Origin of the sequence: Paracoccus sp. 22332, assembly GCF_052045125.1 — a bacterium.
Lineage (GTDB): Bacteria > Pseudomonadota > Alphaproteobacteria > Rhodobacterales > Rhodobacteraceae > Paracoccus > Paracoccus haematequi_A.
In genome coordinates this window covers 19,405-45,827 of record NZ_JBQEOI010000002.1, presented here as the reverse complement: position 1 = coordinate 45,827, position 26,423 = coordinate 19,405, and the positions used below count along the sequence as shown (strand labels likewise).

General features: G+C 66.6%; 27 protein-coding genes, 1 other RNA gene, 2 pseudogenes and 1 other annotated feature. Of the genes and pseudogenes, 11 read left to right on the top strand and 19 right to left on the bottom strand.

Annotated features, from left to right (window positions below; translation table 11 throughout):
- Nucleotides 1–27: 27 nt before the first annotated feature.
- A complete protein-coding gene (gene rpmA, locus ACTJI6_RS02105; protein WP_126155691.1) occupies nucleotides 28–300 on the bottom strand; it encodes a 50S ribosomal protein L27 in 273 nt (90 codons plus the stop codon).
- 12 nt (nucleotides 301–312) lie between these two features.
- Nucleotides 313–675: a 50S ribosomal protein L21 gene (rplU, locus tag ACTJI6_RS02100; protein WP_440797415.1), complete on the bottom strand. Its 363-nt coding sequence runs from the start codon at nucleotides 673–675 to the stop codon at nucleotides 313–315.
- A gap of 267 nt (nucleotides 676–942) precedes the next feature.
- Between rplU and ACTJI6_RS02095 the strand changes: the two genes are divergently transcribed.
- The gene (locus tag ACTJI6_RS02095) at nucleotides 943–1,914 is read left to right on the top strand and encodes a zinc-binding metallopeptidase family protein (RefSeq protein WP_440797413.1); all 972 of its coding nucleotides are present in this window, start codon (nucleotides 943–945) and stop codon (nucleotides 1,912–1,914) included.
- Here ACTJI6_RS02095 and ACTJI6_RS02090 read toward each other — a convergent pair.
- Complete coding sequence (locus ACTJI6_RS02090; protein ID WP_440797411.1) at nucleotides 1,911–3,716, bottom strand: ABC-F family ATP-binding cassette domain-containing protein; 1,806 nt, start codon at nucleotides 3,714–3,716, stop codon at nucleotides 1,911–1,913. The two genes, ACTJI6_RS02095 and ACTJI6_RS02090, sit on opposite strands and share 4 nt — an antisense overlap.
- A gap of 109 nt (nucleotides 3,717–3,825) precedes the next feature.
- On the opposite strand from ACTJI6_RS02090, the gene ACTJI6_RS02085 reads away from it, so the two are divergent.
- The gene (locus ACTJI6_RS02085; protein WP_440797409.1) at nucleotides 3,826–4,764 is read left to right on the top strand and encodes a nucleoside hydrolase; all 939 of its coding nucleotides are present in this window, start codon (nucleotides 3,826–3,828) and stop codon (nucleotides 4,762–4,764) included.
- 1 nt (nucleotide 4,765) lies between these two features.
- Here the strand turns inward: ACTJI6_RS02085 and ACTJI6_RS02080 are convergent, their stop codons facing one another.
- The 8 genes from ACTJI6_RS02080 to pyrH all read right to left on the bottom strand — a co-directional run bounded on the left by ACTJI6_RS02080 (nucleotide 4,766) and on the right by pyrH (nucleotide 13,270).
- A complete protein-coding gene (locus ACTJI6_RS02080) occupies nucleotides 4,766–5,377 on the bottom strand; it encodes an OmpH family outer membrane protein (RefSeq protein ID WP_440797407.1) in 612 nt (203 codons plus the stop codon).
- Nucleotides 5,377–7,677 (bottom strand): outer membrane protein assembly factor BamA, encoded by a 2,301-nt coding sequence (gene bamA / locus ACTJI6_RS02075; protein WP_440797405.1) that lies wholly within the window; start codon nucleotides 7,675–7,677, stop codon nucleotides 5,377–5,379. The genes ACTJI6_RS02080 and bamA overlap by 1 nt, the downstream gene beginning before the upstream one ends.
- Before the next feature lie 105 nt (nucleotides 7,678–7,782).
- Nucleotides 7,783–9,114 carry an RIP metalloprotease RseP gene (gene rseP, locus ACTJI6_RS02070; protein ID WP_440797403.1) on the bottom strand — a complete coding sequence of 444 codons (1,332 nt, stop codon included), beginning with the start codon at nucleotides 9,112–9,114 and terminating at the stop codon, nucleotides 7,783–7,785.
- Complete coding sequence (gene dxr / locus ACTJI6_RS02065) at nucleotides 9,111–10,265, bottom strand: 1-deoxy-D-xylulose-5-phosphate reductoisomerase (RefSeq protein ID WP_440797401.1); 1,155 nt, start codon at nucleotides 10,263–10,265, stop codon at nucleotides 9,111–9,113. The genes rseP and dxr overlap by 4 nt, the downstream gene beginning before the upstream one ends.
- 3 nt (nucleotides 10,266–10,268) lie before the next feature.
- On the bottom strand, nucleotides 10,269–11,114 hold the full coding sequence (locus tag ACTJI6_RS02060) for a phosphatidate cytidylyltransferase (protein ID WP_440797399.1): 846 nt from the start codon (nucleotides 11,112–11,114) through the stop codon (nucleotides 10,269–10,271).
- The gene (gene uppS / locus ACTJI6_RS02055; RefSeq protein ID WP_126155701.1) at nucleotides 11,111–11,845 is read right to left on the bottom strand and encodes a polyprenyl diphosphate synthase; all 735 of its coding nucleotides are present in this window, start codon (nucleotides 11,843–11,845) and stop codon (nucleotides 11,111–11,113) included. The genes ACTJI6_RS02060 and uppS overlap by 4 nt, the downstream gene beginning before the upstream one ends.
- 9 nt (nucleotides 11,846–11,854) lie before the next feature.
- Complete coding sequence (gene frr, locus ACTJI6_RS02050; protein ID WP_126155702.1) at nucleotides 11,855–12,418, bottom strand: ribosome recycling factor; 564 nt, start codon at nucleotides 12,416–12,418, stop codon at nucleotides 11,855–11,857.
- Nucleotides 12,419–12,535: 117 nt separating this feature from the next.
- Nucleotides 12,536–13,270, bottom strand: a complete 735-nt coding sequence (pyrH, locus tag ACTJI6_RS02045) for a UMP kinase (RefSeq protein ID WP_126155703.1) — start codon at nucleotides 13,268–13,270, stop codon at nucleotides 12,536–12,538.
- On the opposite strand from pyrH, the gene miaA reads away from it, so the two are divergent.
- Complete coding sequence (miaA, locus tag ACTJI6_RS02040; RefSeq protein ID WP_440797395.1) at nucleotides 13,259–14,257, top strand: tRNA (adenosine(37)-N6)-dimethylallyltransferase MiaA; 999 nt, start codon at nucleotides 13,259–13,261, stop codon at nucleotides 14,255–14,257. The genes pyrH and miaA overlap by 12 nt on opposite strands.
- A 149-nt stretch (nucleotides 14,258–14,406) precedes the next feature.
- Nucleotides 14,407–15,333 (top strand): helix-turn-helix domain-containing protein, encoded by a 927-nt coding sequence (locus ACTJI6_RS02035; protein WP_440797393.1) that lies wholly within the window; start codon nucleotides 14,407–14,409, stop codon nucleotides 15,331–15,333.
- On the opposite strand, the gene ACTJI6_RS02030 is transcribed toward ACTJI6_RS02035, so the two are convergent.
- Together ACTJI6_RS02030 and ACTJI6_RS02025 are read right to left on the bottom strand one after the other, a co-directional pair.
- Entirely contained in the window at nucleotides 15,321–16,085 is a 765-nt protein-coding gene (locus tag ACTJI6_RS02030) for an RlmE family RNA methyltransferase (protein ID WP_440797391.1), read from the bottom strand. The two genes, ACTJI6_RS02035 and ACTJI6_RS02030, sit on opposite strands and share 13 nt — an antisense overlap.
- The gene (locus ACTJI6_RS02025) at nucleotides 16,082–17,203 is read right to left on the bottom strand and encodes a Ppx/GppA phosphatase family protein (protein WP_440797389.1); all 1,122 of its coding nucleotides are present in this window, start codon (nucleotides 17,201–17,203) and stop codon (nucleotides 16,082–16,084) included. Before ACTJI6_RS02025 ends, ACTJI6_RS02030 begins: the two co-directional genes overlap by 4 nt.
- A 135-nt stretch (nucleotides 17,204–17,338) precedes the next feature.
- Between ACTJI6_RS02025 and ACTJI6_RS02020 the strand changes: the two genes are divergently transcribed.
- The 4 genes from ACTJI6_RS02020 to gndA all read left to right on the top strand — a co-directional run bounded on the left by ACTJI6_RS02020 (nucleotide 17,339) and on the right by gndA (nucleotide 20,781).
- Nucleotides 17,339–18,016 (top strand): MOSC domain-containing protein, encoded by a 678-nt coding sequence (locus ACTJI6_RS02020; RefSeq protein WP_440797387.1) that lies wholly within the window; start codon nucleotides 17,339–17,341, stop codon nucleotides 18,014–18,016.
- A complete protein-coding gene (pdxY, locus tag ACTJI6_RS02015) occupies nucleotides 18,013–18,849 on the top strand; it encodes a pyridoxal kinase (protein ID WP_440797385.1) in 837 nt (278 codons plus the stop codon). The genes ACTJI6_RS02020 and pdxY overlap by 4 nt, the downstream gene beginning before the upstream one ends.
- 12 nt (nucleotides 18,850–18,861) lie before the next feature.
- Nucleotides 18,862–19,308, top strand: coding sequence for a PaaI family thioesterase (locus ACTJI6_RS02010; RefSeq protein ID WP_440797383.1), 447 nt, complete (start codon nucleotides 18,862–18,864; stop codon nucleotides 19,306–19,308).
- Nucleotides 19,309–19,380: 72 nt separating this feature from the next.
- The gene (gene gndA / locus ACTJI6_RS02005) at nucleotides 19,381–20,781 is read left to right on the top strand and encodes an NADP-dependent phosphogluconate dehydrogenase (protein WP_440797381.1); all 1,401 of its coding nucleotides are present in this window, start codon (nucleotides 19,381–19,383) and stop codon (nucleotides 20,779–20,781) included.
- Nucleotides 20,782–20,820: 39 nt separating this feature from the next.
- Here the strand turns inward: gndA and ACTJI6_RS02000 are convergent, their stop codons facing one another.
- Nucleotides 20,821–21,087 carry a PepSY domain-containing protein gene (locus ACTJI6_RS02000; protein WP_440797379.1) on the bottom strand — a complete coding sequence of 89 codons (267 nt, stop codon included), beginning with the start codon at nucleotides 21,085–21,087 and terminating at the stop codon, nucleotides 20,821–20,823.
- A gap of 65 nt (nucleotides 21,088–21,152) precedes the next feature.
- Between ACTJI6_RS02000 and ssrA the strand changes: the two genes are divergently transcribed.
- Both ssrA and ACTJI6_RS01990 read left to right on the top strand, forming a co-directional pair.
- Nucleotides 21,153–21,507, top strand: a transfer-messenger RNA (tmRNA) gene (gene ssrA, locus ACTJI6_RS01995).
- A gap of 141 nt (nucleotides 21,508–21,648) precedes the next feature.
- Nucleotides 21,649–22,122 (top strand): SspB family protein, encoded by a 474-nt coding sequence (locus tag ACTJI6_RS01990; RefSeq protein ID WP_126155712.1) that lies wholly within the window; start codon nucleotides 21,649–21,651, stop codon nucleotides 22,120–22,122.
- Nucleotides 22,123–22,125: 3 nt separating this feature from the next.
- Here ACTJI6_RS01990 and ACTJI6_RS01985 read toward each other — a convergent pair whose 3' ends face one another.
- The 3 genes from ACTJI6_RS01985 to ACTJI6_RS01975 form a co-directional block, all read right to left on the bottom strand.
- The gene (locus ACTJI6_RS01985) at nucleotides 22,126–22,509 is read right to left on the bottom strand and encodes a carboxymuconolactone decarboxylase family protein (RefSeq protein ID WP_440797376.1); all 384 of its coding nucleotides are present in this window, start codon (nucleotides 22,507–22,509) and stop codon (nucleotides 22,126–22,128) included.
- Nucleotides 22,490–22,879 carry a MerR family transcriptional regulator gene (locus ACTJI6_RS01980; protein WP_440797374.1) on the bottom strand — a complete coding sequence of 130 codons (390 nt, stop codon included), beginning with the start codon at nucleotides 22,877–22,879 and terminating at the stop codon, nucleotides 22,490–22,492. The genes ACTJI6_RS01985 and ACTJI6_RS01980 overlap by 20 nt, the downstream gene beginning before the upstream one ends.
- 81 nt (nucleotides 22,880–22,960) lie before the next feature.
- Entirely contained in the window at nucleotides 22,961–24,556 is a 1,596-nt protein-coding gene (locus ACTJI6_RS01975) for a peptide chain release factor 3 (protein ID WP_440797372.1), read from the bottom strand.
- 183 nt (nucleotides 24,557–24,739) lie between these two features.
- Here ACTJI6_RS01975 and ACTJI6_RS01970 point away from each other — a divergent pair.
- A pseudogene (locus tag ACTJI6_RS01970) lies at nucleotides 24,740–25,257 on the top strand (transposase); the annotation flags it as partial.
- Nucleotides 25,024–25,140, top strand: a sequence feature (AL1L pseudoknot). (Overlaps the previous pseudogene by 117 nt.)
- Nucleotides 25,258–25,313: 56 nt before the next feature.
- Here ACTJI6_RS01970 and ACTJI6_RS01965 read toward each other — a convergent pair.
- Both ACTJI6_RS01965 and ACTJI6_RS01960 read right to left on the bottom strand, forming a co-directional pair.
- Nucleotides 25,314–26,012: pseudogene (locus ACTJI6_RS01965) on the bottom strand (IS256 family transposase); the annotation flags it as partial.
- A 142-nt stretch (nucleotides 26,013–26,154) separates the two neighbouring features.
- Nucleotides 26,155–26,385, bottom strand: a complete 231-nt coding sequence (locus ACTJI6_RS01960; RefSeq protein WP_440797370.1) for a pyridoxine 5'-phosphate oxidase C-terminal domain-containing protein — start codon at nucleotides 26,383–26,385, stop codon at nucleotides 26,155–26,157.
- Between the last annotated feature and the right edge of the window lie 38 nt (nucleotides 26,386–26,423).

Genomic DNA, 26,423 nt, shown 5'->3' with positions numbered 1-26,423 from the left:
CTGTAACAGTGAATTGTTAAGCTCGGGTTACTCGGCGGCTTCGATGGTTGCGGGAACGACCGAAATGAAGGTGCGGCCCTTCAGGCCCTTCTTGAAGGTCACCTGGCCATCGGTCAGCGCGAACAAGGTATGGTCCTTGCCCATGCCGACGTTGTCGCCCGCCCACCATTTGGTGCCGCGCTGGCGCACGATGATGTTGCCGGCAGTGGCTTCCTGCCCGCCGAACAGCTTGACGCCCAGACGGCGACCGGCCGAATCGCGACCGTTGCGGGACGAACCGCCTGCTTTCTTATGTGCCATGGGTCAGTCTCCTTACGCGTTTTCTTTGGTGCGCGCGCCGACGGCGGCCTTCACACCGGTCTTGTCTGCGCCGTTGTCCAGAACGTCGGTCACGCGCAGCAGGGTCAGCTGCTGGCGATGCCCGCGCGTGCGCTGAGAGCTGTGCTTGCGGCGGCGCTTGACATAGGTGATGACCTTGTCGGCCTTGATCTGGTCGATCACCTCGGCCTGCACGCAGGCGCCGTCGACCAGCGGCGCGCCCAGGGTGGAGCCGACCATCAGGATTTCGTTGAACTGGACCTTGTCGCCAGCCGCGGCATTCAGCTTTTCAACGCGCAGGACGTCGCCCGCCTGCACCTTGTATTGCTTGCCGCCCGTCTTCAGAACCGCGAACATCGCTTCGTTTCCTTCGTTGCCGCGTCCTTCGGCCCCGGATCGAACCGGCGTTGGGGATCGGACCCGCCTTCGGACAGCGCATCCCGCGCATGGGGATGTCATTGAAAATAACACACCGGCCAAAGGCATTCGCCCGGCCGGTCCGCCTGCATATGGCGCATTCGCCCCTCCAAGTCAAGCCGCCTTGCCCGAAGCAGAATTTTTGTTGCGCCGTGGAACCTTGGCATCCACCCAGGCTTGGTCAGCAGCCCACCAAGGACACCCACCATGCAGAGCTTCACCTGTCCCGCCTGTCACGCCCGCGTCTATTTCGAGAACACCTTCTGCGCCTGCGGCGAGCCGCTTTTCTATGAACCCGAGGCCCGCGCGATGCTGAACCAGGCCGACCCCTGCGCCAACCGCGACGCCATCCAGTGCAACTGGGCCGCCATTCCCGGCGAATCCCTGTGCCGGTCCTGCGCCATGTCCGATGTCGTCCCAGCGCTGCATATCGGCGACAACCAGCAGCTTCTGGAGCGGGCCGAGCGGGCGAAACGCTGGGTGCTGGCCAACCTGTCGAACTGGCAGTGGTTCACCGACGCCGATGGGGGAATGCGGCCACGCTTCCAGATGCTGTCGGAAAACACCGGCGGGCGGGCCGTGCAGATCATGATGGGCCACGACAACGGCGAGATCGTCATCAACGTGACAGAAGCCGACGAACTGATCCGCATTCAGCGCCAGCACAAGCTGGGCGAACAGTACCGATCGATGGTCGGCCATTTCCGGCACGAACTGGCGCATTTCCTGTTCGACCGCCTGGCCGTGGCGCCGGGCTTCCTGGACGGGTTCCGCCCGCTGTTCGGGGACGAGACCGCAGATTACAATGCCGCCCTCCAGGAGCACTATGCCAACCCCAAATCGCCCGAAGAGAATTTCATCACCACCTATGCGACTTCTCACCCGCACGAGGACTGGGCCGAAACGGTGGCGCATCTGCTGCACATGGTGGATTTCACAGACAGCTTCGTCAGCGCGGGCCTGTCGATGAAGGCGGTGCCCGAAGGCTATCGGCCCTATGCCGACCAGAACGCCGACAACCTGCTGAACATCGCGGCCGAGGTCGCCATCGCCATCAACGACATCAACCGCGCCCTGGACAATTCAGACCTGTATCCCTTCATCCTGACGCCGGCCATCCGCGCGAAAATGACCTTCGCGCATGGATGGATCAGCGACCATGCCGCGCGCGGGGCCTAGGATTCGGCCTTTTCCTCCAGCATCAGCCATTCCTCCTCGGCTGCGGACAGGGCGTCCTGACGCTCGGCCAGGGCCTCGGTCGCCTTCTGGAACTTGGCGGGGGCGGTCTGGAACAGGTCGGGCTGGGCCAGGAATTCGGACAGCTTGGCGATTTCCGCCTCAAGCCGTTCGATCAGGCCCGGCAGCGCCTCAAGGCGGTGGCGTTCGGTAAAGGACAGGCCGGAGCGGGCGGTCTTGGCTCTTTCGGGCGCGGCCTCGGGTTTTTTCACGGGTTCGGCTGTCGTGGGCGCATCCTCGCCCCGCTGGGCGCGGTAATCGGTCCAGCCTCCCGCATAGACGGTGGCCTGCCCATCCCCCTCCATCGCCACGGTGGTGTCGGCCACGCGGTCGATGAAGTCGCGGTCGTGGCTGACTAGCAGCACAGTTCCGTCGTAATCTCCCAGCAGATCCTGCAACAGATCCAGCGTTTCCACGTCCAGGTCGTTGGTCGGTTCGTCCAGCACCAGCAGGTTCGAAGGCCGAGCCATCAGCCGGGCCAGTAGCAGCCGCGCCTTCTCGCCGCCCGATAGGCTGCGGACAGGCGCGCGGGCCTGCGCGTCGTCGAACAGGAAATCCTTGAGATAGGCGACCACATGCCGGGGCTGGCCGCGCACCATCACCTGGTCGGCCCGCCCCGAGACGCGCATCTCGGGATCGCCGGTCAGCGATTCCCACAGCGTCTGGTCGGGGTTCAGCGCCGAACGGGTCTGGTCGAAGACCGCCAGTTCCAGATTGGTGCCCAGCGTGACAGTGCCCTGATCGGGGGCGATTTCCCCCGTCAGCATCTTGATCAGCGTGGTCTTGCCCGCGCCGTTGGGACCGACGAAGGCCACGCGGTCGCCCCGGTTCACGCGCAGATCGAAAGGCCGCAGGATCGTGCGCCCGCCGAAGGCCTTGGCGATGCCCTTGGCCTCGATGACCTTCTTGCCCGATTGCGGCCCGGAGTCCAAAGCCATCGCAGCCGTGCCTTGCCGCCGGCTCTGGGCGCTGCGTTCCGCCCGCAACGCCGCCAGGGCGCGGACCCGGCCCTGGTTGCGCTTGCGCCGGGCGCTGATGCCTTCGACGGCCCAGCGGGCCTCGGCCTTGATCTTGCGGTCCAGCTTGTGGCGGGCCTCATCCTCGGCCGCCCAGACGGCTTCGCGCCAATCCTCGAACCCCTCGAAGCCGCGCTCCTGGCGGCGGACCTCGCCCCGGTCGATCCACAGGGTCGCGCGGGTCAGGCGGCGCAGGAAGGCGCGGTCGTGGCTGATCAGCACATAGGCGGCGCGGGTCTGGGACAGGTGATCCTCCAGCCAGCCGATCGCCTGGATGTCCAGGTGGTTGGTCGGCTCGTCCAGCAGCATCAGTTCGGGCGCCTGGGCCAAAAGGCGCGCCAGCGCGGCGCGGCGGCGTTCGCCCCCCGATGCGGTGGCGACGGGACGGGCGGGATCGAATTTCAGCCCTTCGGCCGCCATCTCGACGCGATAGGACTCGGATTCAGGCAGGCCGGAGGCGGCGAACTCGCCCAGCGTCGCAAAGCCGGACAGGTCGGGATCCTGTTCCATATAGCCGGTGGAGACCCCGGCGCTGACCACGACCTCGCCCCGGTCGGGTTCGACCAGGCCCGCCATGACCTTCATCAGCGTCGACTTGCCCGATCCGTTGCGGCCCACCAGGGCCACCCGGTCGCCGGGCTGGACGGTCAGGGACAGCCCCTCGAACACGGGATCGCCGCCGAAGGTCAGGGAAATGTCGGTCAGTTGAAGAAGGGGTGCGCGTGCCATGCCCGCGCCCTAGCCTGCGCGGGACGGGCGGTCAATGGATCCCGCCCAAGGGGACTTGCGCATCGTGCAATTCGCTTTCACAACTCGGGCCAGGGTTCAGGAGGCTGCCATGGCGCGCAAGATCATCATCGACACCGATCCCGGCCAGGACGACGCCGTGGCGATCCTGCTGGCGCTGGCCAGCCCGGAACTGGAGGTGCTGGGCCTGACCGCCGTCGCCGGAAACGTGCCGCTGGCCCTGACCGAACTGAATGCGCGCAAGATCCTGGAACTGGCCGGCCGCCCCGACATTCCGGTCTTCGCGGGCTGCGACCGGCCCCTGTCGCGCCCGCTGATCACGGCCGAACATGTCCACGGCAAATCCGGCCTGGACGGGATCGACCTGCCGGAACCGCGGATCGGCCTGCACCCGCAGCACGCGGTGGATTTCATCATCGAAACCCTGCGCCGCGAACCGGCGGGCACGGTGACGCTGGTGCCCATCGGCCCGCTGACCAATATCGCCCAGGCCTTTCGCCAGGCGCCCGACATCGTGGCCCGCGTCCAGGAAATCGTCCTGATGGGCGGCGCCTATTTCGAGGTGGGCAACATCACCCCCACCGCCGAATTCAACATCTTCGTGGATCCCGAGGCCGCAGCCGAGGTTTTCGCGGCGGGGGCGCCGCTGGTCGTCATGCCGCTGGACGTGACGCACGAGGCGCTGACATCGAGCGACTGGATCGATGGGATGCGCGCCCTGCCTGGCCGCTGCGGTCCCGCCATCGCAAGCTGGACGGATTTCTTCGAACGCTTCGACAAAGAGAAATACGGCAGCGAGGGCGCCCCCCTGCACGATCCCTGCACCATCGCCTGGCTGCTGCGCCCCGACCTGTTCACGGGCCGCCATATCAACGTGGAGATCGAGACCGAGGGCCGCTTCACCGCAGGCATGACCGTGGCCGACTGGTGGCGCGTGACCGACCGCCCGGCCAATGCGAATTTCATCCGCCATGTGGATCGCGACGCGCTGTTCACGCTGCTGGCCGACCGGCTGGCGCGTCTGCCCTGACCTATTTCGGGCCGGGCAGCGGCACGGTGCCCGCGCCATCCCCCAAGGCCGCGTTCAGCCGCGCGACCAGGGCCTGCGTCATGTCGATGGCGTCCATCGACACGAAGACCGTGCGCCGGTCCAGCACCGCCACGGCACCGCGTTCCTGCATCATCTCGGCCATCAACGGCCGCGCGGCGCGATAGAAGGCGGTGCGGTCGGCCTCGGCCCAGGCGTTCAGATCCTGGACCACCTGGGCCCGCTGGCGGCGCACCTCGGTCGCGCGGGTATCGAACGCCTCGGCCAGCTTGCGGAATTCGGCCGGATCCATGGTGCCGCGCTGTTCGGTCAGGGTCGCTTCCTCGGCGGAAAGCTGGCTTGCCAAACGCTCGTTCTCGGCCTCGATCTTGCCGCCTTCCTCGTCCAGCACCCGCTGCGTCCGTTGGCCCCAATCGGATGCGGCGAACAGCACGTCCTGATCGACGGTCAGTATCGGCGCCGCACTGCGCACCGCATCGGCCGGGGGCTGTACGGCAGGCGCAGGGGGCACAGCGTCCTGCGGGGACTGCTGCGCCAGGGCCAGCCCCGGCGCGACCAGCAGCAAAGCGACCGCAAGCCGCCGGTAAACCGCCATCAGAACCGCGTCGAGATGGTCAGGTCGAAGTTCTGCGGTTCGTCGTAATCCTCTTTCCGGATCGCCTTCGAGAAGTTGAACCGCAGCGGCCCGATGGGCGTGGTCCAGAACAGCGACGCGCCGACCGAGGCGCGGATGTTCATCGAATCGTCGACGATGGCGCCGCCGGTTCCGACCGTGTTGTCCAGACCCCAGATCGACCCGACATCCGCGAACAGACCGCCCGAAATCCCGTATTCCTCGGGCAGGCCGACGGGGAATTGCGCCTCGGTCCGGACCACCCAGAAATAGTTGCCGCCCAATCCGTCCTCGTTCTCGGCGGCCAGGTCGCGCGGGCCGATGCCGTTGGGTTCGAACCCCCGGATCCGGGTGCCGCCGCGATAGCGGTCCAGGATCCAGGTCGAATAATCGCTGTAGGAATGGATCGCACCGGCCTCGAATTCGGCGCGCAGGGTCACCTCCTCGCGCCAGGCCGTGCTTTCCACGCCCGCCAGAAGGCCGGTGGTCACGCTTTTCGTATCGCCGCCCAGCCCCGCGAAGTCTTGGGAGAACCGCAGCTTGTAGCTGGTCAGCGGATCCAGCCCGGTGATGCGGGTATCCCAGTTGTAGCTGTAGCCAAGCGCCGAGGTGACGCGCTGCCCTTCCTCGGCCTTCAGCAGGTCCGAGCTTTCATCCTCGACCCCGCCCAGCGTTTCCTTGGACAGGCGATAGCGCAGTTCAAGCCGCCCGTTTTGCGAGATCGGAAATTCGATGGACGGACGCACCCCCACGGATCGGGTGTTATAGTCCGAGTTCAGGCTTTCGGTGACGTTGTAATAGGTGTTGAAGCCGAAGCGCAGGTCGCGGCCCAGGAAATAGGGCTCGATGAAGGTCAGCGACGACGACTGGTCGCCATCGGCGGTCGAGATCGACAGGCCGACCGTCTGCCCCCGGCCCAGGAAGTTGTTTTCCTGCAAGGACGCGTTCAGCCCCACGCCCGAGGACACGCCATAGGACGCCCCGAAGGACAGCGACCCGGTCGGCTGTTCCTCGACGTTCACGTCGACGATGACCTGTTCGTTGCTGCTGCCGGGGCGGCTGTCCACCTGCGCGTCGCTGAAATAGCCAAGCGCGCGAATCCGTTCGGCGGCGTTGCGGATTTCGCGGGGGTTGAAGGGATCGCCCTCGACCGTGTTGAACTGGCGGCGGATCACCTGGTCCAGCGTGGTCGTGTTGCCCTCGATGTCGATGCGTTCCACGAAGACGCGCGGGCCGCGGGTCAGCGCGAAGGTAAGATCCAGCGTCTGGTTCTGCGGGTTGCGCGTCACGCGGGGTTCGATGTTGACGAAATTCAAGCCTTGCTGGATCGCCACGGTCTCCATCCGGCGGATGGTGTTGTCGATGGCGGCGGGGTTGTAGACATCGCCCCGGTCCACGCGGTTCTGCGCGGCGAAAGGCCCCGAATCGACGCCCGGAATTTCCGAAATCGTGTTGACCTGCGCAAAGCGATAGCGCGGGCCTTCCTGGATATTGAAGGTGATATAGAAGGCGTCGCGTTCACGGGCCAGTTCCGGCGCCACGGCCTGCACCCGGAAGTCGGCATAGCCCCGCGAACGGTAGAAATCGGTCAGAAGCTGTTCGTCCAGTTGCAGCCGTTCGGGCGCGAAGGTGTCGCGGCGGATGAAGGTGCGCAGGATGCCCGCCTGCTTGGTATCCAGCACGTTGCGCAAGCGGCGGTCGGAAAAGGCGCGGTTTCCGGTGAAGCCGATGCGCTCGATTTCGGTGACATTGCCCTCGCGCACTTCGAAGACCAGATCGACGCGGTTGTCGCTGCGGCGGATGATGCGCGGATCGACGCGGGCGGCCAGGCGCCCCTGGGCGGCATAGGCCTGGGCGATGTTGCTGGCGTCCTGCAAGGCCTGGCTGGGCTGATAGACCCTGCGCGACTGGCTTTGCACGATTTCGGCCAGTTGCTCGTCCTTGATGCGGCGGTTACCCTCGAAACTGATCTGGTTGATGGTCGGATATTCGCTGACCCGGATCACCAGGACGCCGCCTTGCGGGACGATCTCAACCGTCTCGAACAGGCCCGAGTTTTGCAGCCGTTGCAGCGCGTCGTTCAACTCGCCCGCCGACACGTCCTGGCCGCGCGCGATATTGGCATAGGACAGCACGGTCGCAGGTTCGACACGGGCCGCGCCCTCGATCCGCACGTCGTTGAAGACATAGGCCGAAGCCGCGCCGGGGATCAGCGCCGCCGGGGCTGCAATCGTCAAGGCCGTCACCAGGGCGACCGCGCCCTTGCCCAGTTTCCGTGTCATTGCTGCCCCTCTTGATCGTCAGCCTGCTTTGGCGCTGCTTGCGGCGCCTTCTTTTGCATCCAGCTTTTGCCTCAAACCGCCTGCCCTGTCAAAAGCGCATCGCGGTCAGGGGCAGAAAAGATCGTTGGTCAGGCCGAAAATCATCAGCGACAGCACCGCCGCCATCCCGATCGCGGTCAGCAGGCTCAGCGCCTTGTCCGAGGGCGGGCGGCCGGTCAGGGCCTCCCATGTATAGAACAGCAGGTGGCCGCCATCCAGGACCGGGATCGGCAGCAGGTTCAGAAAGCCGATGGCGGCAGACAGCACCGCGATCCACCACAGGAAATTGCCGCCCCCCGCGCTGGCCGCCTGCCCGGTGCTTTCGGCGATGCTGATCGCGCCGCCCAGATTGCACGTCCCGATCTGGCCCGAGATCATCGCCCACATCCCCGACAGGGACGAGGTGACGATGCCCCAGGTCTGCGCACCGCCCAGCCACAGCGCCTCCAGCGGCCCGGCGCTGCGGGTGGCGGGGGAAAAGAAGCTTTCGCCGCCGGTCACGCCGATCAGCCAGCGGCGTTCATAGCCGCCGCCCTCGGCGGGCAGATCCTGCATCTTCGGGACCAGCGTGTAATCCGCGACGCCCGCGCCGGGGCGCCAGACCTGTAAGGCCAGCGGCTGACCCTCGGCGGCCTCGACCGCCTCGCGCATCTGGGTGAAGCGGCTGACCGGCTGGCCGCCGATGGCCATCACGACATCGCCCGCCCGCAGCCCCGCATCCGCGGCGGCGCTGCGCGGGGCCACGCCGCTGATCCGGGCGGGCATCGGATCGGGGCCGCGCACGGTGATCTCGGATCCGTCGCGCAACACGCGCCAGTCATGCCAGGGCGCCGGGGGCAGGGTTTCGGCGGCCTGGGCGATACCGCCCCAATCGCGCACCGGCTGGCCGCCGACCGCCAGAACCACATCGCCGGGGCGCAGTTCGTTCACGACGCCGGGCGGAGCCTCGGCGATGGTGCCGACCTGCGGCTGTTCGACGGGAATGCCCTGAAAGATCGCGAAGCCGCCGAAGATCAGGATCGACAGGATGAAATTGAAGACGGGCCCGGCCAGCAGCGTGGCGAACCGCGCCCAGAGCGGCGCGCCCGTCAGCGTCTGCCGCCGCACCGCCGGATCGACCGCGCGCCCCGGCCCCGCGCTGGCCGCATTGGCGTCGCCCAGAAACCGCACATAGCCGCCCAGCGGAATCGCCGCCACCTGCCACAGCGTGCCGCGCCGGTCGCGGCGGGACAGCAGCCGGGGACCGAAGCCCACCGAAAAGACTTCGGCCCGGATGCCCGACAGCCTGCCGATATAGTAATGGCCGAATTCGTGGACGGTGACGATCACCGCCAGGGCCACGAAGAACGCCGCCAGCGTCCACAGGGTACCGCCGAATTGCGGGATCAGGTCATTCATGCGGCGGCTTCCTTGCGTGCTTCCCGGTCCCAGTGCAGGACCGTTTCCAGATCCGCCGGATCATCGCCGAAACCCGCCCGCGCCGACAGGGCCTGCAAGGTCATTTCCACGCGAGGGGCCATCTGCGTGAAGGCGATGCGCCCGGCGATGAAATCGTCCAGGGCCTGTTCCTTGGCGGCGTTGAAGACCGCCCCCGCCATGCCGCCCGCCGCCATCACCTCTCGCGCCAGGCGCAGGGCGGGCCAGCGGACCTCATCGGGGGCGCGGAAGGTCAGGCTGCCAAGCGCGGCCAGATCCAGCGGCGCCACCGGCAAGGGCGCGCGGTCGGGCCAGTTCAGCGCATAACCGATGGCATGGCGCATGTCGGGCGCGCCCAGATGGGCGATGGTGCCGCCGTCCACATGGCTGACCATCGCGTGAATGATGGATTCGGGGTGGACCAGAACCTTGATCTGATCGGGGCGGAGCGTGAAAAACTCTTTCGCCTCGATGACCTCCATGGCCTTGTTGAACATGGAGGCGCTGTCGATGGTGATCCGCTGGCCCATCGCCCAGTTGGGATGGGTGGACGCCTCGGCCACCGTCGCCGCCGCCAGCCGCTCCAGCGGCCAGTCGCGGAAAGCGCCGCCAGATGCGGTGATGGTGACATCCTTGACGGAGTCGCGCTTATCGGATCCAAGAGCCTGAAAAACAGCGGAATGTTCGGAATCGACCGGCAGGATGGTTGCGCCGCTGGCCCGCGCCGCATGGCGAAGCAGCGGCCCGGCGCAGACCAGCGATTCCTTGTTGGCGAGCGCCAGAACCCCGCCCTGCGTCAGCGCCGTCAGCCCCGGCGCCAGCCCCGCCGCGCCGACGATGGCCGACAGGATCCAGTCCGCGGGGCGGGCTGCTGCCTCGACCAGGGCGTCCGGCCCGGCGGCGGCCTGGACGCCGCTGCCAGCCAGGGCATCGCGCAGATCCCCAAGCAGGTCGGGATGCGCGGTCACGGCGATCTCGGCCCGCAACTCGCGCGCCATCTGCGCCAGTCGCGCGATATTGCGCCCGCCGGTCAGCGCAACGGTGTGATAGGCGTCCGGCCCCGCCCGGCGGATCAGGTCGACGCCATTCGCGCCCACGGACCCGGTGGCCCCGAAGATCGAGATTCGCCGCATGGATCAGTTCACCGCCGGCAGCGCGGTCAGCAGCCCGATCAGCATGGTGGCCAGCACCGCCCCCGTCACCGCGTCGAAGCGGTCCATGAAACCGCCATGGCCGGGGATCAGGTTCGAACTGTCCTTGACCCCCGCCCGGCGCTTCAGCCAGCTTTCGGCGATGTCGCCCATCTGCCCGGCAAGGCAGACAAGGGGCGAACACCAGACCAGCGAGACATCGCCGCGTCCCATGCGCCACAGCAGCAGCCCCAGCAGCAGCGCGCCCGCCCATCCGGCCACCGTGCCCGACCAGGTTTTCTTGGGGCTGAGCGAGGGCCAGAATTTCGGCCCGCCGATCATCCGGCCGAAGAAATACCCTGCCGTGTCCGAGATGATCACGATCCCCATCAGCCACAGCACGAAGTTCAGGCCATAGTCTTCCCGGAATCCGACCAGGCCATAGGCGACCAGCATGATCGCCGCACCGAAGATCGCATAGGTCCAGCGGTCGCGCGGCTGGGCGCCGGGAATGCCCGCGATCAACGGAAACAGCAGCGCAAGGATCGCCGCTGGATGATCGAAGCCGTGGGCCACGACCTGCGACATGAAGGCGATGATCGCCAGGGCAAAGGGCCTCCAGGCGCCGAAGATTCCGGGATGAAGGCGCGGGCTCTTCCAGCCCGTCATCGCCGCCAGTTCCCAGAAGGTCACGGCGGAAATCACCGCCATCGCCAGCCGCAGCCAGTTCCCGGTCGCCACCGCCAGCATCACCCCGATGCCCAGCAGCACCAGGGTCGAGGCGACGCGCCGCGACAGATCGGCCCATTTGCCCGGCGGGGGCTTCACGGCATTGACGCGCCCCGCGCTCATACGCCCCCGAAACGCCGATCGCGCATCCCGAAACGGTCCAGGATCTGCGCAAGGTGGTCGGGGGTGAAATCGGGCCACAGCGTCGGCGTGAATTCGTATTCCGCATAAGCCGCCTGCCAGGGCAGGAAATTCGAGGTCCGGGTTTCGCCCGAGGTGCGGATCACCAGGTCGGGATCGGGATGGTCCGCCGTGTCCAGGCAAGCGGTCAGGTCGGCCTCGGTCGGCGCCTCGATCTCGCCCCGCGCGATCTTCTGCGCCAGCCGGGCCGAGGCGCGGACCAGTTCGTCGCGGCCGCCGTAATTGATCGCCACGGTCAGGTTCAGCCGGGTATTGCCCGCCGTCCGCGCCTCGATCGAGGACATCAGCGCGCGCAGCTTGTCGTCCAGCCGGTCCCGCCCGCCGATGAAGCGCAGCCGCACGCCCTCGGCCGCCATGCCGTCGGCCTCGTACTGGATATAGCGGCGGAAGATCTTCATCAGACCCAGGACTTCCTCGGTCGTGCGCTTCCAGTTCTCGGTCGAGAAGGCATAGACCGTCAGCCAGTTCACGCCCAGATCCGGACAGGCGCGGACGATCTGCTTGACGCGCTCGGCCCCCCGGCGGTGGCCGACCAGGCGCGGCCAGCCGCGTTCGGTCGCCCAGCGGCCATTGCCGTCCATGATGATCGCGACGTGTCGAGGCCGCTGATCGACCCCGCCGGTGGTCAGCAGCGGTGCGGTTTCAGCGGCCATAATCGTTCCTCAGACCTGCATGATCTCGGCTTGCTTGCCTTCAAGCGCCTGATCCACGTGGGCAATCATCTTGTCGGTCAGTTCCTGGACAGCGGTTTCCCAGAACTTCTGGTCATCCTCGGGCATGCCGTTGGCCTTGCCCTTCTTGATCTGGTCCATGCCGTCGCGGCGCACGTTGCGGATCGCGACGCGGGCATGTTCGGCATATTGCGCGGCGACCTTGGTCAGTTCGCGGCGGCGTTCCTCGTTCAGTTCGGGGATCGGCAGCATGATGATTGTGCCGTTCAGTTGCGGGTTGATGCCCAGGCCGGATTCGCGGATGGCTTTCTCGACCTTGCCGACCATGCCCTTGTCCCAGACGTTGATCGTGACCATGCGCGGTTCGGGGACGTTGACGGTGCCAAGCTGGTTGATCGGGGTCATCTGGCCGTAAGCCTCGACCTGGATCGGTTCCACCATCGAAGCCGAGGCCCGGCCCGTCCGCAGGCTGGAGAATTCGTGCCGCAGGCTTTCCATCGCGCCCTTCATCCGCCGTTCCAGATCGTCGATGTCGATTTCGATGTCCTCTGCCATGGGGAACTGCCTCTGCATTGAAATTTGATTGCTTGTAACCAGAGATGCAAACCTTGGCAAAGACTTTGCCCCACATCTGGGCAAGCCTTCGCCAGTCCGGTCCGGCTGGAAACGGTTCTAGTTATGGACCCGCGTATAGGTGCCCCGGCCTTCCAGGATGCCCCGGAACCCGCCCGGCTCGTCCAGCGAGAAGACGATGATCGGCAGCCGGTTGTCGCGGGCCAGCGCAATCGCGGAGGCGTCCATCACGCCCAGGTGCTTTTGCAGCACCTCGTCATAGCTGACTTCGCCGTAACGCTTGGCGTCGGTGTGCTTTTTCGGATCCTTGTCATAGACACCGTCGACCTTGGTCCCCTTGAAGATCGCCTCGCAGTTCATCTCGTTGGCGCGCAGCGTCGCCGCCGTGTCGGTGGTGAAATACGGGTTGCCGGTGCCGGCGGCGAAGATCACGATCCGCTTCTTTTCCAGGTGGCGGATGGCGCGGCGGCGGATGTAGGGTTCGCACACCTCGTCCATGCGGATGGCGCTGATGACGCGGCAATGCAGGCCCTTGGCCTCCAGCGCGGCCTGCATGGCAAGCGCGTTCATGACCGTGGCCAGCATTCCCATGTAATCGGCGGTCGTCCGCTCCATCCCCTGGGCGCTGCCTTGCAGGCCCCGGAAGATGTTGCCGCCGCCGATGACCATGCAGACCTCGACCCCCATCTTCTGGACCGATTCGACCTCGTCGGCGATGCGGGCGACGGTGGGCGGGTGCAGGCCGTAACCCTGGTCGCCCATCAGCGCCTCGCCCGAGATTTTCAGCATTACCCTGCCGTATTGCGCGGGCGCCGTGGCCCGATGATCGGTCATGTTGGTTCCTTCGTGTCAGCGCCGGTCGCTTTCATCGCCGCGCAAAATGTCGCAAAAGGCGGCGGTGTTCAACCATCCGAAAGCTCGCCTGCCGTGATCGACCTGGACCAGATCGACCCCGCGCGCCACCTGCTGATCGCAGGCCCGACCGCCAGCGGCAAATCCGCCCTAGCCTTGCGCGTGGCCCAGGCCCAGGGCGGGCTGATCGTCAATGCCGACGCGCTGCAGATCTGGTCCTGCTGGCGGGTGCTGACCGCCCGCCCGTCCCCCGGCGACGAAGCGGCGGCGCCCCATGCGCTGTATGGCCATGTCGCGCCGGGCGTGCCCTATTCCGTGGGCGACTGGCTGCGCGACGTGGCGGGGCTGCTGGACCGGCGGCTGATCGTGGTGGGTGGCACCGGGTTGTACCTGACCGCCCTGACACAGGGACTGGCCTATGTCCCGCCCATCCCGACCGCGATCCGGGCCGAGGGCGATGCCCGGCTGGCCGCGCCCGGCGGGCTGGCACGCATGGTGGCTGATCTTGACCCCGCCACCCGCGCGCGCATCGACACCATGAACCCCGCCCGCGTGCAACGCGCATGGGAGGTGCTGACGGCCACCGGGCGCGGCCTTGCCGACTGGCAGGCCGACACGCCCCCGCCCCTGATCGCCCCTGCCGATGCGCAGCGCGTCCTGGTTACGGCAGACCGCGACTGGCTGGCTGACCGGATCGCGCGCCGGTTCGACTTGATGATGCAGCAAGGCGCACTGGACGAGGTGCGGGCCATGCTGCCGCAGTGGGATCCGTCGCAGCAATGGGCACGAGCCATCGGCGCGCCGGAACTGACCGCATTCCTGCGGGCCGAGACGGACCTGCCGACCGCCACGGAACGGGCGATCATCGCCACGCGCCAATACGCCAAGGGCCAGCGGATCTGGTTCCGGGGGCGGATGAGGGACTGGCAACCGCTTGCCGCTGATGCAAAAAACACACGCCATGATTGATCCTTGCATCGCCTGATTGAGCGGACGACAGGTTTCGGCAATGATCCGCTTATTTAGTGGTGTTTCAGGCGGTCCTCATGTCAGCGTTCGGGCCTTCGCAGTGGAACGGTTTTCCTTTCTCGCCCAGCCGCATCCGGGCGGGACGGCGGGTGGCGGACAGCGACGTCAACGCGCCCGGCATTCCCGATGCCCCCGATGCCGTCCCCGATCGCCCGACCGTCGTCACGCCCGCCGCGGTGGCCGCCCCCGCCGTGCTGCGGCCCGCCCTGCCCGAAGGCCGCCCCGTCGGGCGCCAGCAGGGAATGCGGCTGCTGCCCTTGCAGGCCTTCATCTGGGGCAGCCGCGCGATGCCGCCGCAGCCCCGCACCCGGCCCGATCACGCGCTGATCTGGGTGATCGAAGGGCGGATGCGACTGGATTTTCCCCGCAGCCATGTCATCCTGCGCGCGGGCGATCTGCGCCATGTTCCGGCGGGGACCGCCTTCGCCGCGATCCCGGCGGCGGGGACGCAGGGACATGTCGCGCTGATCTCGGCCAGCCTTGCGGCGCGGGTCCAACCGCCGCTGCCAGATCGGGGGATGGCCGCGCATGTCGGTTCCCACGCCGCGCAACTGGAGGCGACGCTGCACGAACTGGCCTTGGAAACCGCGAAACCCGATGCCGGAACGCTGTCCTGCCTGTTGAACCTGCTTTCGCTGCGCCTGGGCCAGCTTCAACCCGGCCGCCCGCCCGAACCGGCTGCGGGCGCCGCGCCGGATCTGCCGCTGATCGAAGCCTTCCTGGCGCTTGCGGCGCAGCGGCTGGGATCGGCGGGATCGGTGGCGGAACTGGCGGCGGACCTGAACAGCACGATGGGGGCGCTGGACCAGGCCTGCCTGGCGGCGCGCGGCAAGCGGGCGGTGGACCTGATCCACGACCTGCGGCTGGAACGGGCCGTCGATCTGTTGCGTCACACGCAGCGCCCCACGCTGCGCATCGCGGCCGAACTGGGCTATTCCAGCCATGCCCATTTCATCCGGGCCTTCGTGGCCGCGACGGGACGCACCCCCGACGCCTTCCGCGCTCAGTCCTGCTGATCGGCCTGCGGATCCGCCTGGGGCCTGCCGCGAAAGCCGGTGGCGACCACGAATTTCTCGGATGAATCGCTGCGGCTGGCGGGCGGCTTGACGTTCGCCACCTTGTCGAAATTCCGCTTTAGCATCGCCTGCATTTCCGTTTCCGCGCCGCCTGCCAAGACCTTGGCCACGAAAGTTCCACCGGGTTCGAGGATGTCGAAGGCCAAGGCCGCCGCCGCCTCGACCAGGGCGACGATGCGCAGGTGATCGGTGCCCTTGTGGCCGGACGACGCGGCGGCCATGTCCGACATCACCACATCAGCAGGACCGCCCAGCCAATCCTTGACCTGCTGGTCGGCACCCTCGGACAGGAAATCGAGCTGATGGATCTCGGCCCCGGCGATGGGATCGACCTCTTGCAGATCGACGCCCAGAACCTTGCCGACCGCCTTGCCGGATTTCTCGCCCAGGGCGTTCACGCGGCCCACGGCGACCTGGCACCAGCCGCCGGGCGCGCAGCCCAGGTCCACGACCCGCGCGCCGGGCACCAGGAAGCGATACTTGTCGTCCAGTTCCAGGATCTTGTAGGCCGCGCGGCCGCGATAACCCTCGCGCTTGGCGCGGGCCACATAGGGGTCGTTCAATTGCCGTTCCAGCCACAGCTTGCTGGACAGCTTGCGGCCCTTGGCGGTCTTGACCCGCACCCGCAGGTCGCGCTGACCGCGCCCGCTGGATTTGCCCTCGCGGCTGCCGGGAGCCTTCGTCATCGTCATGCCACTCCGTTCAATCCATCGGCTGCCAACACCCCATCGCGCACCATCTGGGCGTAAAGCAACCCCTCTCGCAGGCCGCGGTCCGCGACCGACAGCTTGCTGGTCGGCCAGACCCGCATCAGCGTTTGCAGGATCGCCGCCCCCGACATGATCAGCGCGTGGCGTTCGCGGCCGATGCGGGGATCGGCGCGGCGGCCGTCGGGACCAAGCTGAAGATAGGAATGGATCACCCGGTCGATCTGGTCGCTGGTCATCTCCAACCCGTCGACCTTGGTCCGGTCATAGCGGCGCAGCCCCAGGAAGCTGGCCGCGACCGTCGTCACCGTGCCCGACGTGCCGATGATCTGGAACCCGTCATCGGGAGAACCTTGCGCATAGGGGGTAAAGCCCGACAGCATTTCCTCGAAATACCAGCTCATCAGGGCGAAGCGGCCCTGATCGTCCTCGACATCCGCGAACTGGTCGCGCAGCGTGGCCACGCCCAGCGGCACGCTGATCCAGTCCACCACCCGCGCGCCGCCGGGCTGCGGATTGCCGAAACCGTCCGACAGCCGCATGATCGCGCGCGGCCGTTCCTTGGGTTCCACATCTTCCAGGTCGATCCAGACCAGTTCCGTGGACCCGCCGCCGATATCGACGACCATCAGCGTCTCGGTCTTGTGGCTGACCAGCGGCGCGCAGGAAATCACCGCCAGCCGGGCCTCTTCCTCGGCCCCGATGGTTTCGATCTGCAATCCGGTCTCGCGCCGGATGGTGCGCATCAGGTCGCGGCTGTTGCGCGCGCGACGGCAGGCCTCGGTCGCGACCAGACGCATGTTGCGCACCCGGTGCTGTTCCAGCTTGCGCCGGCAGACCTGCAATGCATGGACCGTGCGCGCCATTGAGCCGCGGGACAGCCGCCCCGAAGCCTCCAGCCCTTGGCCAAGCTGCACCGGCTTGGAGAAGCTGTCGATGACCTGGAACTGACTGCCCTTCGGTCGGGCAATCAGCATCCGGCACGAGTTTGTGCCGAGGTCGAGGGCAGCATAAAGCGCCCCCTCCTCGGGGTTTCGGGTGCCAGACGGCTCTACCGCAGGTTTCGGGAACGCGTCCGCACCCGCAGGACGCTTGGGCGTCATGACAACACGCCCTCCGATATCAAGTTGAACAAAACGTAACGCGCCCCCCCGACCCGATCAAGGGGCGGCGAAACGGTGATTGCCCAAGGGATGCCAATCGGTTGATAAAGGGCACAAGTTTGCGCAGGGAACATCATGTCCACCACCTTCCTGACCGGACCCATCGCCCCCCTGCCGGGAACATCCGCGACCAGCGGCATCGCCAAGGTTCCGGTCCACGGTTCGCTTATGCTGGGCGCCGAGGGATTCGCGGGCGACGCCCAGGCCGACAGGCGTGTCCATGGCGGCCCCGAGAAGGCGGTGCATCATTATCCGCTGGATCATTACGCCGCCTGGCGCGCCGATCTGGGCGCGTTGCCGGTGCTGGATGCGCCGGGGGCCTTCGGCGAAAACGTCTCGACCCAGGGCATGACCGAGGACACGGTGGCGGTGGGCGACATCTTCCGGCTGGGCGGGGCGCTGATCCAGGTGTCCCAGGGCCGCCAGCCCTGCTGGAAGCTGAACCACCGCTTCGGCGTCCCGGACATGGCGCGGCGGGTCCAGGACACCGGCCGCACCGGCTGGTATTACCGCGTCCTGCAAACGGGCGAGGTCGCGCCCGGCGACGATCTGGTCCCGGTGGACCGGCTGGCGCCCGGCTGGACGCTGCGGCGGCTGTGGCGGGCAATGTATGTGGACCGCCTGAACCGCGCCGAACTCGAGGGGATCGCCGCGCTTGATGTCCTGGCGGACGGCTGGCGGCGTCACGCGCAGCGCCGCCTGGACAGCGGCCGGGTCGAGGACTGGCGCCCTCGGCTGGAGGGCAAGGCATGAAGCCGCCGCTGGTGATCTCGATCCAAAGCCAGGTGGTCTTCGGCCATGTCGGCAATTCCGCCGCGGTGTTTCCAATGCAGGCGGCGGGGCTGGAGGTCGCGGCCATTCCCACCGTGCTGTTTTCCAACCAGCCCGCCTATCCCACCCTGCGCGGCGCGCCGCTGCCGCCCGCGCTGTTCGCCGACCTGCTGCTGGGGGCCGAGGAACGCGGCCTGCCGCAGCGCGCCGTGTGGCTGGTGACGGGCTATATCGGCTCGGTCCAGGTCGGGCAGCTTGTCGCGGATTTCGTGGCCCGCGCCAAGGCCGCCAACCCGACGCTGCGATATCTGTGCGACCCGGTGATGGGCGATCACGGGCCGGGGCTTTACGTGCCCGCCGAACTGGCCCGGATCATGCGCGACCGCCTGTTGCCGCTGGCCGATCTGGCGACGCCGAATTCGTTCGAGCTTGGGCACCTGACCGGCCGTTCCATCGCCAGCATGGCCGATCTGCACGCCGCGGCCGCCGATCTGTCGCTTGCGCCGGACGCCGCGCTGATCGCCACCGGCTGCGTCCTGGACGACAGCCCTGCGGATCATCTGGAAAGCGTGATCCTCGCCCCCGGCGGCGCGACCCGGCATCCGACCCCGCGCCTGCCGGTGGCCCTGCCGGGAACGGGCGACCTGTTCGCCGGCCTGATCGTCGCGGGCCTGGGGCGGGGCCGCAGCCTGCCGCAAGCGGTCGAGACCGCGCAGGATCTGACATCCGCCGCCCTGGCCCATGCCGACCGCATTGGCGCGACCGAGGTCGTGCTGTCCGATCCCGGCTTCCGCGCCGCCCTGCTGACCCTGTAACCGGAGGAGATGATGGACATCGGCAGCACCCTGCCCGACGCGACCGTGGCCCGGATCCGCGACAGCTTTGCCCGCCAGGGTCTGATGGGCCTGCTGGGCGCCGAACTTGCCCAGGTGAAGGCCGGGCTGGTGACGATCCGCCTGCCCTTCCGACCCGAACTGACGCAGCAGCACGGCTATTTCCACGCGGGCGGCACGGCCTCGGTCGCGGATTCGGCGGGCGGCTATGCCGGGTTCACGCTGTTTCCCGACGACAGTTCGGTCCTGACCGTCGAATTCAAGCTGAACCTGATGAACCCCGCGCAGGGCGATCACCTGGAGGCAGTGGGCCGCGTCATCAAGCCGGGCCGGACCCTGACCATCTGCCAGTTGGATGTCTGGGGCGTCACCCCTGACCGCCGTATCCATGTCGCGACCGGGCTTCAGACCCTGATCTGCGTGCAGGGCAGACCCGCCTGATCGCCCTCGTGACAACCTAATGATGTTAGCGTAATCAGCCGCCTGACAGACATCAGCGGAAGGGATCGCATCATGGCACAGGCTCGGATCGGGCTGATCGGCTTGGGGACGATGGGCGCGGCATTGGCGCTGAACATCGCGGAAAAGGGCTTTCCGATCGCGGTCTGGAACCGCACCACCGCCGTGACGCGCGGCTTCGCGGCGGCGGCCGGTCCCCTGGCCGCCCATGTGATCGCGACCGAGACGCTGGCCGATCTGGTTGCTGCCATCGCCCCGCCCCGCGCCATCATCCTGATGGTTCCCGCGGGCCAGGCGGTCGACGACCAGCTTGCCGCCCTGGCCCCGCTGCTGGATACCGATGATCTGGTGATCGACGCGGGCAACGCCGATTTCCACGACACCAACCGCCGCGATGCCTCTGGGCTGCCCTTCCGCTTCCTGGGCATGGGCGTGTCGGGCGGAGAAGAGGGCGCGCGGCACGGTCCCGCCATCATGGGCGGCGGCGCTGCGGCCGACTGGGACCGCGTGGCCGATGTGATGACCGCCATCGCCGCGCGGGCCGAGGACGGCACCCCCTGCGCCGCCCGGATGGGCGATGCGGGCGCGGGGCATTTCGTGAAGATGGTCCACAACGGCATCGAATATGCTGACATGCAGATGATCGCCGAGGTCTATGGCCTGATGCGCGACGGCATGGGCATGGACGCGGCCGCGATCAGCAGCGCCTTTGTCGGATGGAACGAAGGCGCGCTGCAATCCTATCTGATCGAGATTTCGGCCAGCGTCACCGCCGCCGCCGATCCCCATACCGGCCGTCCGATGGTGGACGTGATCCTGGACCGCGCGGGTCAGAAGGGCACCGGCCGCTGGACCGCCATCGAGGCGCAGCACCTGTCGGCCCCCATCCCGGTGATCGAGGCCGCCGTGATGGCGCGCAACGTGTCGGCTCGGCTGGACGAGCGGCTGGCGGGCGAGGCGCGATTCGGTCCCGCCCCGCAGCCGATCCGGATCGCGCCGCAGACCTTGGAACAGGCGCTGATCGCGGGCAAGATCCTGTGCTATGCGCAAGGCTTCGCGATGATCTCGGCCGCGTCGCAGCGGTTCGGCTGGACGCTGGACCTGCCCGGCATCGCGCGGGTCTGGCGGGCGGGCTGCATCATCCGGTCGGCGATGCTGAACGACATGGCCGCTGCCTTGGCCGAGGATCCGGCCCGCAACCTGGTCCTGGCGCCGTTCTTCGCCAGCCTGATCGAAAGCGCCCTGCCCGGCCTGCGGCAGGTCGTGGCCGAGGGCGCCGCGCAGGGGCATGCGCTGCCCGCCCTGGCGTCGGGGCTGATGTGGTTCGACCTGATGCGGACAGAGCGCGGAACGGCGAACCTGATCCAGGCGCAGCGCGACTTTTTCGGCGCGCACGGCTTCCAGCGGATCGACGGGCTGGACGACCCGCACGGGCCTTGGGGCCAATCCGCCTAATCGACAGGGGCAGGCGACGGAACCGCCCGCCCTTCGTCCTTACCGCTGGCGAATCTCGCCCGAGGCCGGATCGACGCGGATATCGACCTCGCGATTGTCGGCGGTGTGGTATTCGACCTCCCAATAGCCGTCGTCGTCCCAGGACACGTCCGAGATGAAGGACAGATCGCCGCCCAGATCGGTTTCCAGCTTGGTCACCACCTCCGACAGCGGCAGAGATCCGGCGGGCGGGGTCTGCTGGGCCATCACGACCGATGGCGCGGCGATCAGCGATGCCAGGGCGAATGCGGGGACGATGGACTTCATCTGAAAGCTCCTTTCACGGGTTGCCGCAGTCAACCGGCTGATCCCCTGCGGGTTCCCCCCAACGAACCCTTGCGAGGCGGATGGACCGCGCCTATATTCACGCTGTCCGGGGTAACCCGGACTATGGACATAAACGCGCATGGAATAAGCGGATCGGACCCGGGGGCGGTACCCGGCGACTCCACCAGATCACCCTCGTTGGGGGACAATGGGGTCGAAACAGGATCGACGAACGTCTAAAGATGTTTGCTTTGTCTCGGTGAGCTACCACCGTCATCGGTGCAAAATGTACAGTTGCCAACGACAACCGTGCTCCGGTCGCGCTGGCTGCGTAAGCAGTCCGCAAGATCGAAACCTAAGCCCTTCCGCCTAGCAGCGTAAGGCGGGGCCCGCAGGAGCCTGGCAACAGAATCCTGCACTTTCAGCCATTTGCGGGATATGTTCGCTGACGCAGGGGAAACTTCCTGCGGAACCGCGTCCGGTTTCTTGCCCAAACCCCCGGTCGCCCCCCTTTTCATCGTCGGTCATATGCCTATGCTGGCCCGAAATAAGGGGACGGGCATGGCGCGATCGGGAATCGACTATGGCGGAATGATGCATCGCGCGCTGCAAGGCATGATTGCCGACGTGCTGGAACGCGTGTCGCAGCATGGCCTTCCGGGCGACCATCACTTCTTCATCACCTTCGACACCCGCGAAGACGGCGTGGAAATGGCCGACTGGCTGCGCGAGCGTTACCCCGAGGAAATGACCATTGTCATCCAGCATTGGTTCGACAACCTGACCGTGGACGACCTGGGCTTCACCGTCACGCTGAACTTCGGCAACTCGCCCGAGCCGTTGCGAATCCCCTTCGACGCGCTGCGCACCTTCGTCGACCCCTCGGTCGAATTCGGCCTGCGGTTCGAGACCCAAGAGGCCGAGGACGACGACGATGATGAGGACGACGAAGACGATGAGGGCGGCGACGACAATCCCGACAGCCCCGCCCCCGGCGGCGGCGAGGTCGTGCAGCTGGACCGCTGGCGGAAGTAAGGTTCAGCCGTCGCGAAAGACGGCGCGCGCTGCCGCGATGCCATTCAACGCGGCCGGGAACCCGGCATAGACGGCCATCTGCATCAGCACCTCGACGATCTCCTGCCATGTCAGCCCGACATTCAGCCCGGCGCGAAGATGCATCTTTAGCTGCGGGCAGGCATTGCCCATGGCGGTCAGCGCCGCGATGGTGGCGATTTCCCGGTCGCGCAGGGACAGGCCCGGACGGGCATAGATGTCGCCAAAGGGAAACTCGAACAGCAGGTCGGCGAAATCCGGCGCGATGTCGGCCAGGCTGTCGATGACCGCCTGGCCCGCCTCTCCGTCGATTTGGGCCAGCAGGCGGCGGCCGCGTTCGTTTCGGGTTTCATGATTGTCCTGTGTCATCGGCTGCGTCCTTTCCGCCGGAAATCATCGCCTGATAGGTGGCGATCTTCTGATCCATGAGGGAAAGACACTCGGCCAGGTCAGCCAGCCTGCGCCGCAGCCCGTCGCGGTGATCCACCAGCAGGTCGCGCCGGGCCGCGGCCGTGGCGTCGCCCTGCGCCCGCAACCGGGCATAGCGCTGCATCTCTGCGATCGGCATCCCGGTCTGGCGCAGCCGGATCAGGAAGCGCGCCCAATCCAGGTCGCGCGCCTGATAGACCCGCCGCCCGCCCGCATCGCGCAGCGGCGGCTGCATCAGCCCGATCCGTTCATAATAGCGCAGCGTATCGGCGCTCAGGCCCGTCTGCCGCGCGAAATCGGAAATCTGCATGGCGCCCACCCGGCCGATTCGTGGCTTTCCCCAAGGAACGCCCCTTGATCTAGGGGTTGGAGCGCGCTCCAGGTCAAGGCGTCAGACCATCATTTCCTTGGTCGCCGTCAGCCGCAATTCGGGATGGTCGCGGGCCACGCGGTCGATGTCCCATTGCAGCCGGGTCAGATAGACCATGTCGCCGTCGTGATCCTGGGCGATGTGGCCCTTGTTGGCGTTCACGAAGGCCTCGACCTTGTCCTTCGGCCCGGCGACCCAGCGGGCCGAGGTGAACTGCGATCCCTCAAAGCGGACCGGGATGCCGTATTCGATCTCGATCCGGCTGGCCAGGACTTCGAATTGCAGGGCGCCGACGACGCCGACGATGAAGCCCGACCCGATCATCGGCTTGAAGACCTTGGCCGCGCCTTCCTCGGCGAATTGCATCAGCGCCTTTTCCAGGTGCTTGGCCTTCATGGGATCGGTCGCCCGCACCGATTGCAGCAGTTCCGGGGCGAAGGACGGGATGCCGGTAAAACGCAGCGCCTCGCCCTCGGTCAGGGCGTCGCCGATGCGCAATTGCCCATGGTTCGGGATGCCGATGATGTCGCCCGCCCAGGCCTCGTCCGCCAGTTCGCGGTCGGCGGCCAGGAACAGCACCGGATTCGTCACCGCCATGGGCTTTTTCGTCCGCACATGGGTCAGCTTCATGCCGCGTTCGAAATGGCCCGAGGCCAGCCGCACGAAGGCCACCCGGTCCCGGTGCTTGGGATCCATGTTGGCCTGCACCTTGAAGACGAAGCCGGTCACGGCCTTCTCCTCGGGCGCGATCTCGCGTTCGGCGGTGTTCTGCGGCTGCGGCGCGGGACCGTATTCGCTGATCCCCTTCATCAGTTCCTGCACGCCGAAGCTGTTGATGGCGCTGCCGAACCAGATCGGCGTCATGTGCCCTTCCAGGAACGACTGTCGGTCGAAGGCAGGCAGCAGTTCGCGCGCCATTTCGACTTCTTCGCGCAGCTTCCCCAGCAGGTCGGCGGGGATGTGATCGGCCAGTTTGGGATCGTCCAGCCCGTCCATCTTGACCGACTCCGCCACCTTGTTGCGGTCGGCGCGGTCCATCAGCTCCAGCCGGTCGTGCAGCATGTCGTAGCAGCCGATGAACTCGCGCCCGACGCCGATGGGCCAGCTTGCCGGGGCCACGTCGATGGCCAGGTTTTCCTGGATCTCGTCGATGATCTCGAAGGTATCGCGGGATTCGCGGTCCATCTTGTTGCAGAAGGTCAGGATCGGCAGGTCGCGCAACCGGCAGACCTCGAACAGCTTGCGAGTCTGGGATTCCACCCCCTTCGCGCCGTCGATCACCATGATCGCGGCGTCCACGGCGGTCAGCGTGCGATAGGTGTCTTCCGAAAAGTCGCTGTGGCCCGGCGTGTCGACCAGATTGAAGCGGTGGCCGTCGAAATCAAACGACATCGCCGAGGCGCTGACCGAGATCCCCCGTTCCTGCTCCATCTTCATGAAGTCGGAGCGCGTCCGCCGCGCCTCGCCCTTGGCGCGCACCTGCCCTGCCATCTGGATGGCGCCGCCATACAGCAGGAATTTTTCGGTCAGCGTGGTCTTGCCCGCATCGGGATGCGAGATGATCGCAAAGGTCCGGCGGCGGGCGATTTCAGGCGGCAGGTCGGGGCGGTTTGTCATGGCGCGGGCTGTAGCCTGCGGCGCGGGAATGCGCAATCGCCGGGTGCGGCTGAAGTGGTTTCTGGCGGTGAAGATGGTGCGGCTGGAAGGAGCGGAATTGAACGCTCTTTTCGAGGTGCCGCAAGAATGGACTGAACCGCCCCGGGTTTGCCTGAGGCTCCAACTTCCAAATAGGATGGAGCCATGACGAGCAAAACGACGAACAAGTTTTCCCCTGAGGTGCGCGAGCGCGCGGCGCGGTTGGTGTTGGATCATGAGGCTGACCATTCCTCCCGCTGGACGGCCTGCCAGTCGATAGCGTCGAAGATCGGCTGCTCGGCGCACACGCTGTTGGATTGGGTGAAGAAGGCCGAGGTCGATGCCGGCAAGAGGGCCGGTTTGCCGACGGACACGGCCGAGAAGATGAAGGCTCTGGAGCGGGAGAACCGTGAGCTTCGACAGGCCAACGAGATTCTGCGCAAGGCGAGCGCTTATTTTGCTCAGGCTGAGCTCGACCGCCCATTCAAACGATGATCGTGTTCATTGACGATCACCGCGAGGGGCATGGGGTCGAGCCGATCTGCAGGGTGCTGCCGATCGCCCCGTCAACCTACCACGATCATGTCGCCAAGCGCGCCGATCCTGAGAAGCTGTCGGCGCGGGCGAAGCGGGACCTGGAGCTCAAGCCAGAGATTAAACGTGTCTTCGCCGAGAATTTCGAGGGGGAGTGTCTGAAACTCTGTGTATCTGATCGGGGCCATGCGGTTTTCAGATACGGTCAGGCGCCGAAACGCCCAGCGAACATTATGGCCAGCTGATTGCGAGCCGCAACCCATTCCCGGACTGCGCGGCCGCCCTTTTCGAAGTTGCGGATGGCCAGGAAGATCAGCTTCGTGGCGGCCTTCTCGGTCGGGAAGGAGCCCTTGGTTTTCAGTGTTTTCCGTAGCAGCCGGTTCAGCGATTCCACGGCATTCGTGGTGTAGATGATCTTCCGGATCGCGGCGCTGAAGGCGTAGAACGGAGTGACCTCGGCCCAGGCCCGACGCCAGGCCGGGGCGATGGAGGGGTATTCCCCGGCCCATTTTTCTTCGAATGCCTCCAACTGGCGGGCAGCCTCCTCGGTGGTCGGGGCTTCGTAGATCGGGCGCAGATCGGCGGCCACCGCCTTGCGGTCCTTCCAGCTGCAGAAGTTCATGGAATGCCGGATCAGGTGAACGATGCAGGTCTGGACCATGGTCTCGGGGAAGGCCGCGGTGATCGCCTCGGGGAAGCCCTTCAGCCCGTCCACGACGGCGATCAGGATGTCCTGGACTCCCCTGTTGCGCAGCTCGTTCATCACCGACAGCCAGAACTTGGCGCCTTCGTTGTCGGCGATCCAGAGGCCCAGAACCTCGCGTTCGCCATCCCGGGTGACGCCCAAGGCGATGTAAACGGCCTTGTTTGTGACCATCCGACTGTCGGCGTCGCGGATCTTGACGAGCTTGACTTCCTGCCCGTTGAGGCTGGCGATCACCTTGGGACGCCAGTGCTCCGTAAAGAGTGAGAATGCCACCACAGCGATGTGCATATCGGCATATCACGTTCCAAGTGGCCCGAATAAGAGTTCTGGCAAAATGGTGCTAGGGCCAGAGGCGTTCTTTCGTCCAGCTTCTGCTATCAACTGAAGCAGTGAATCGAAGTCGCTTGTGGTTGTGGTCGCTTGCTCCTTGCGAGAACTCCACAATATGCGGAGCGACGGCGTACACCTGCCAGCCGGGGGCAACGTAATCGGCGTTCTCGGCAATAAACGCTTCGGCTTCGATCAGTTTCCGATTTAGCAGGGTGCTGAAGAAGTCGGGCCTTGGCCCCATGTGAAGAACATGATTCAGCCCTCGCAGGCTTTAGCGGG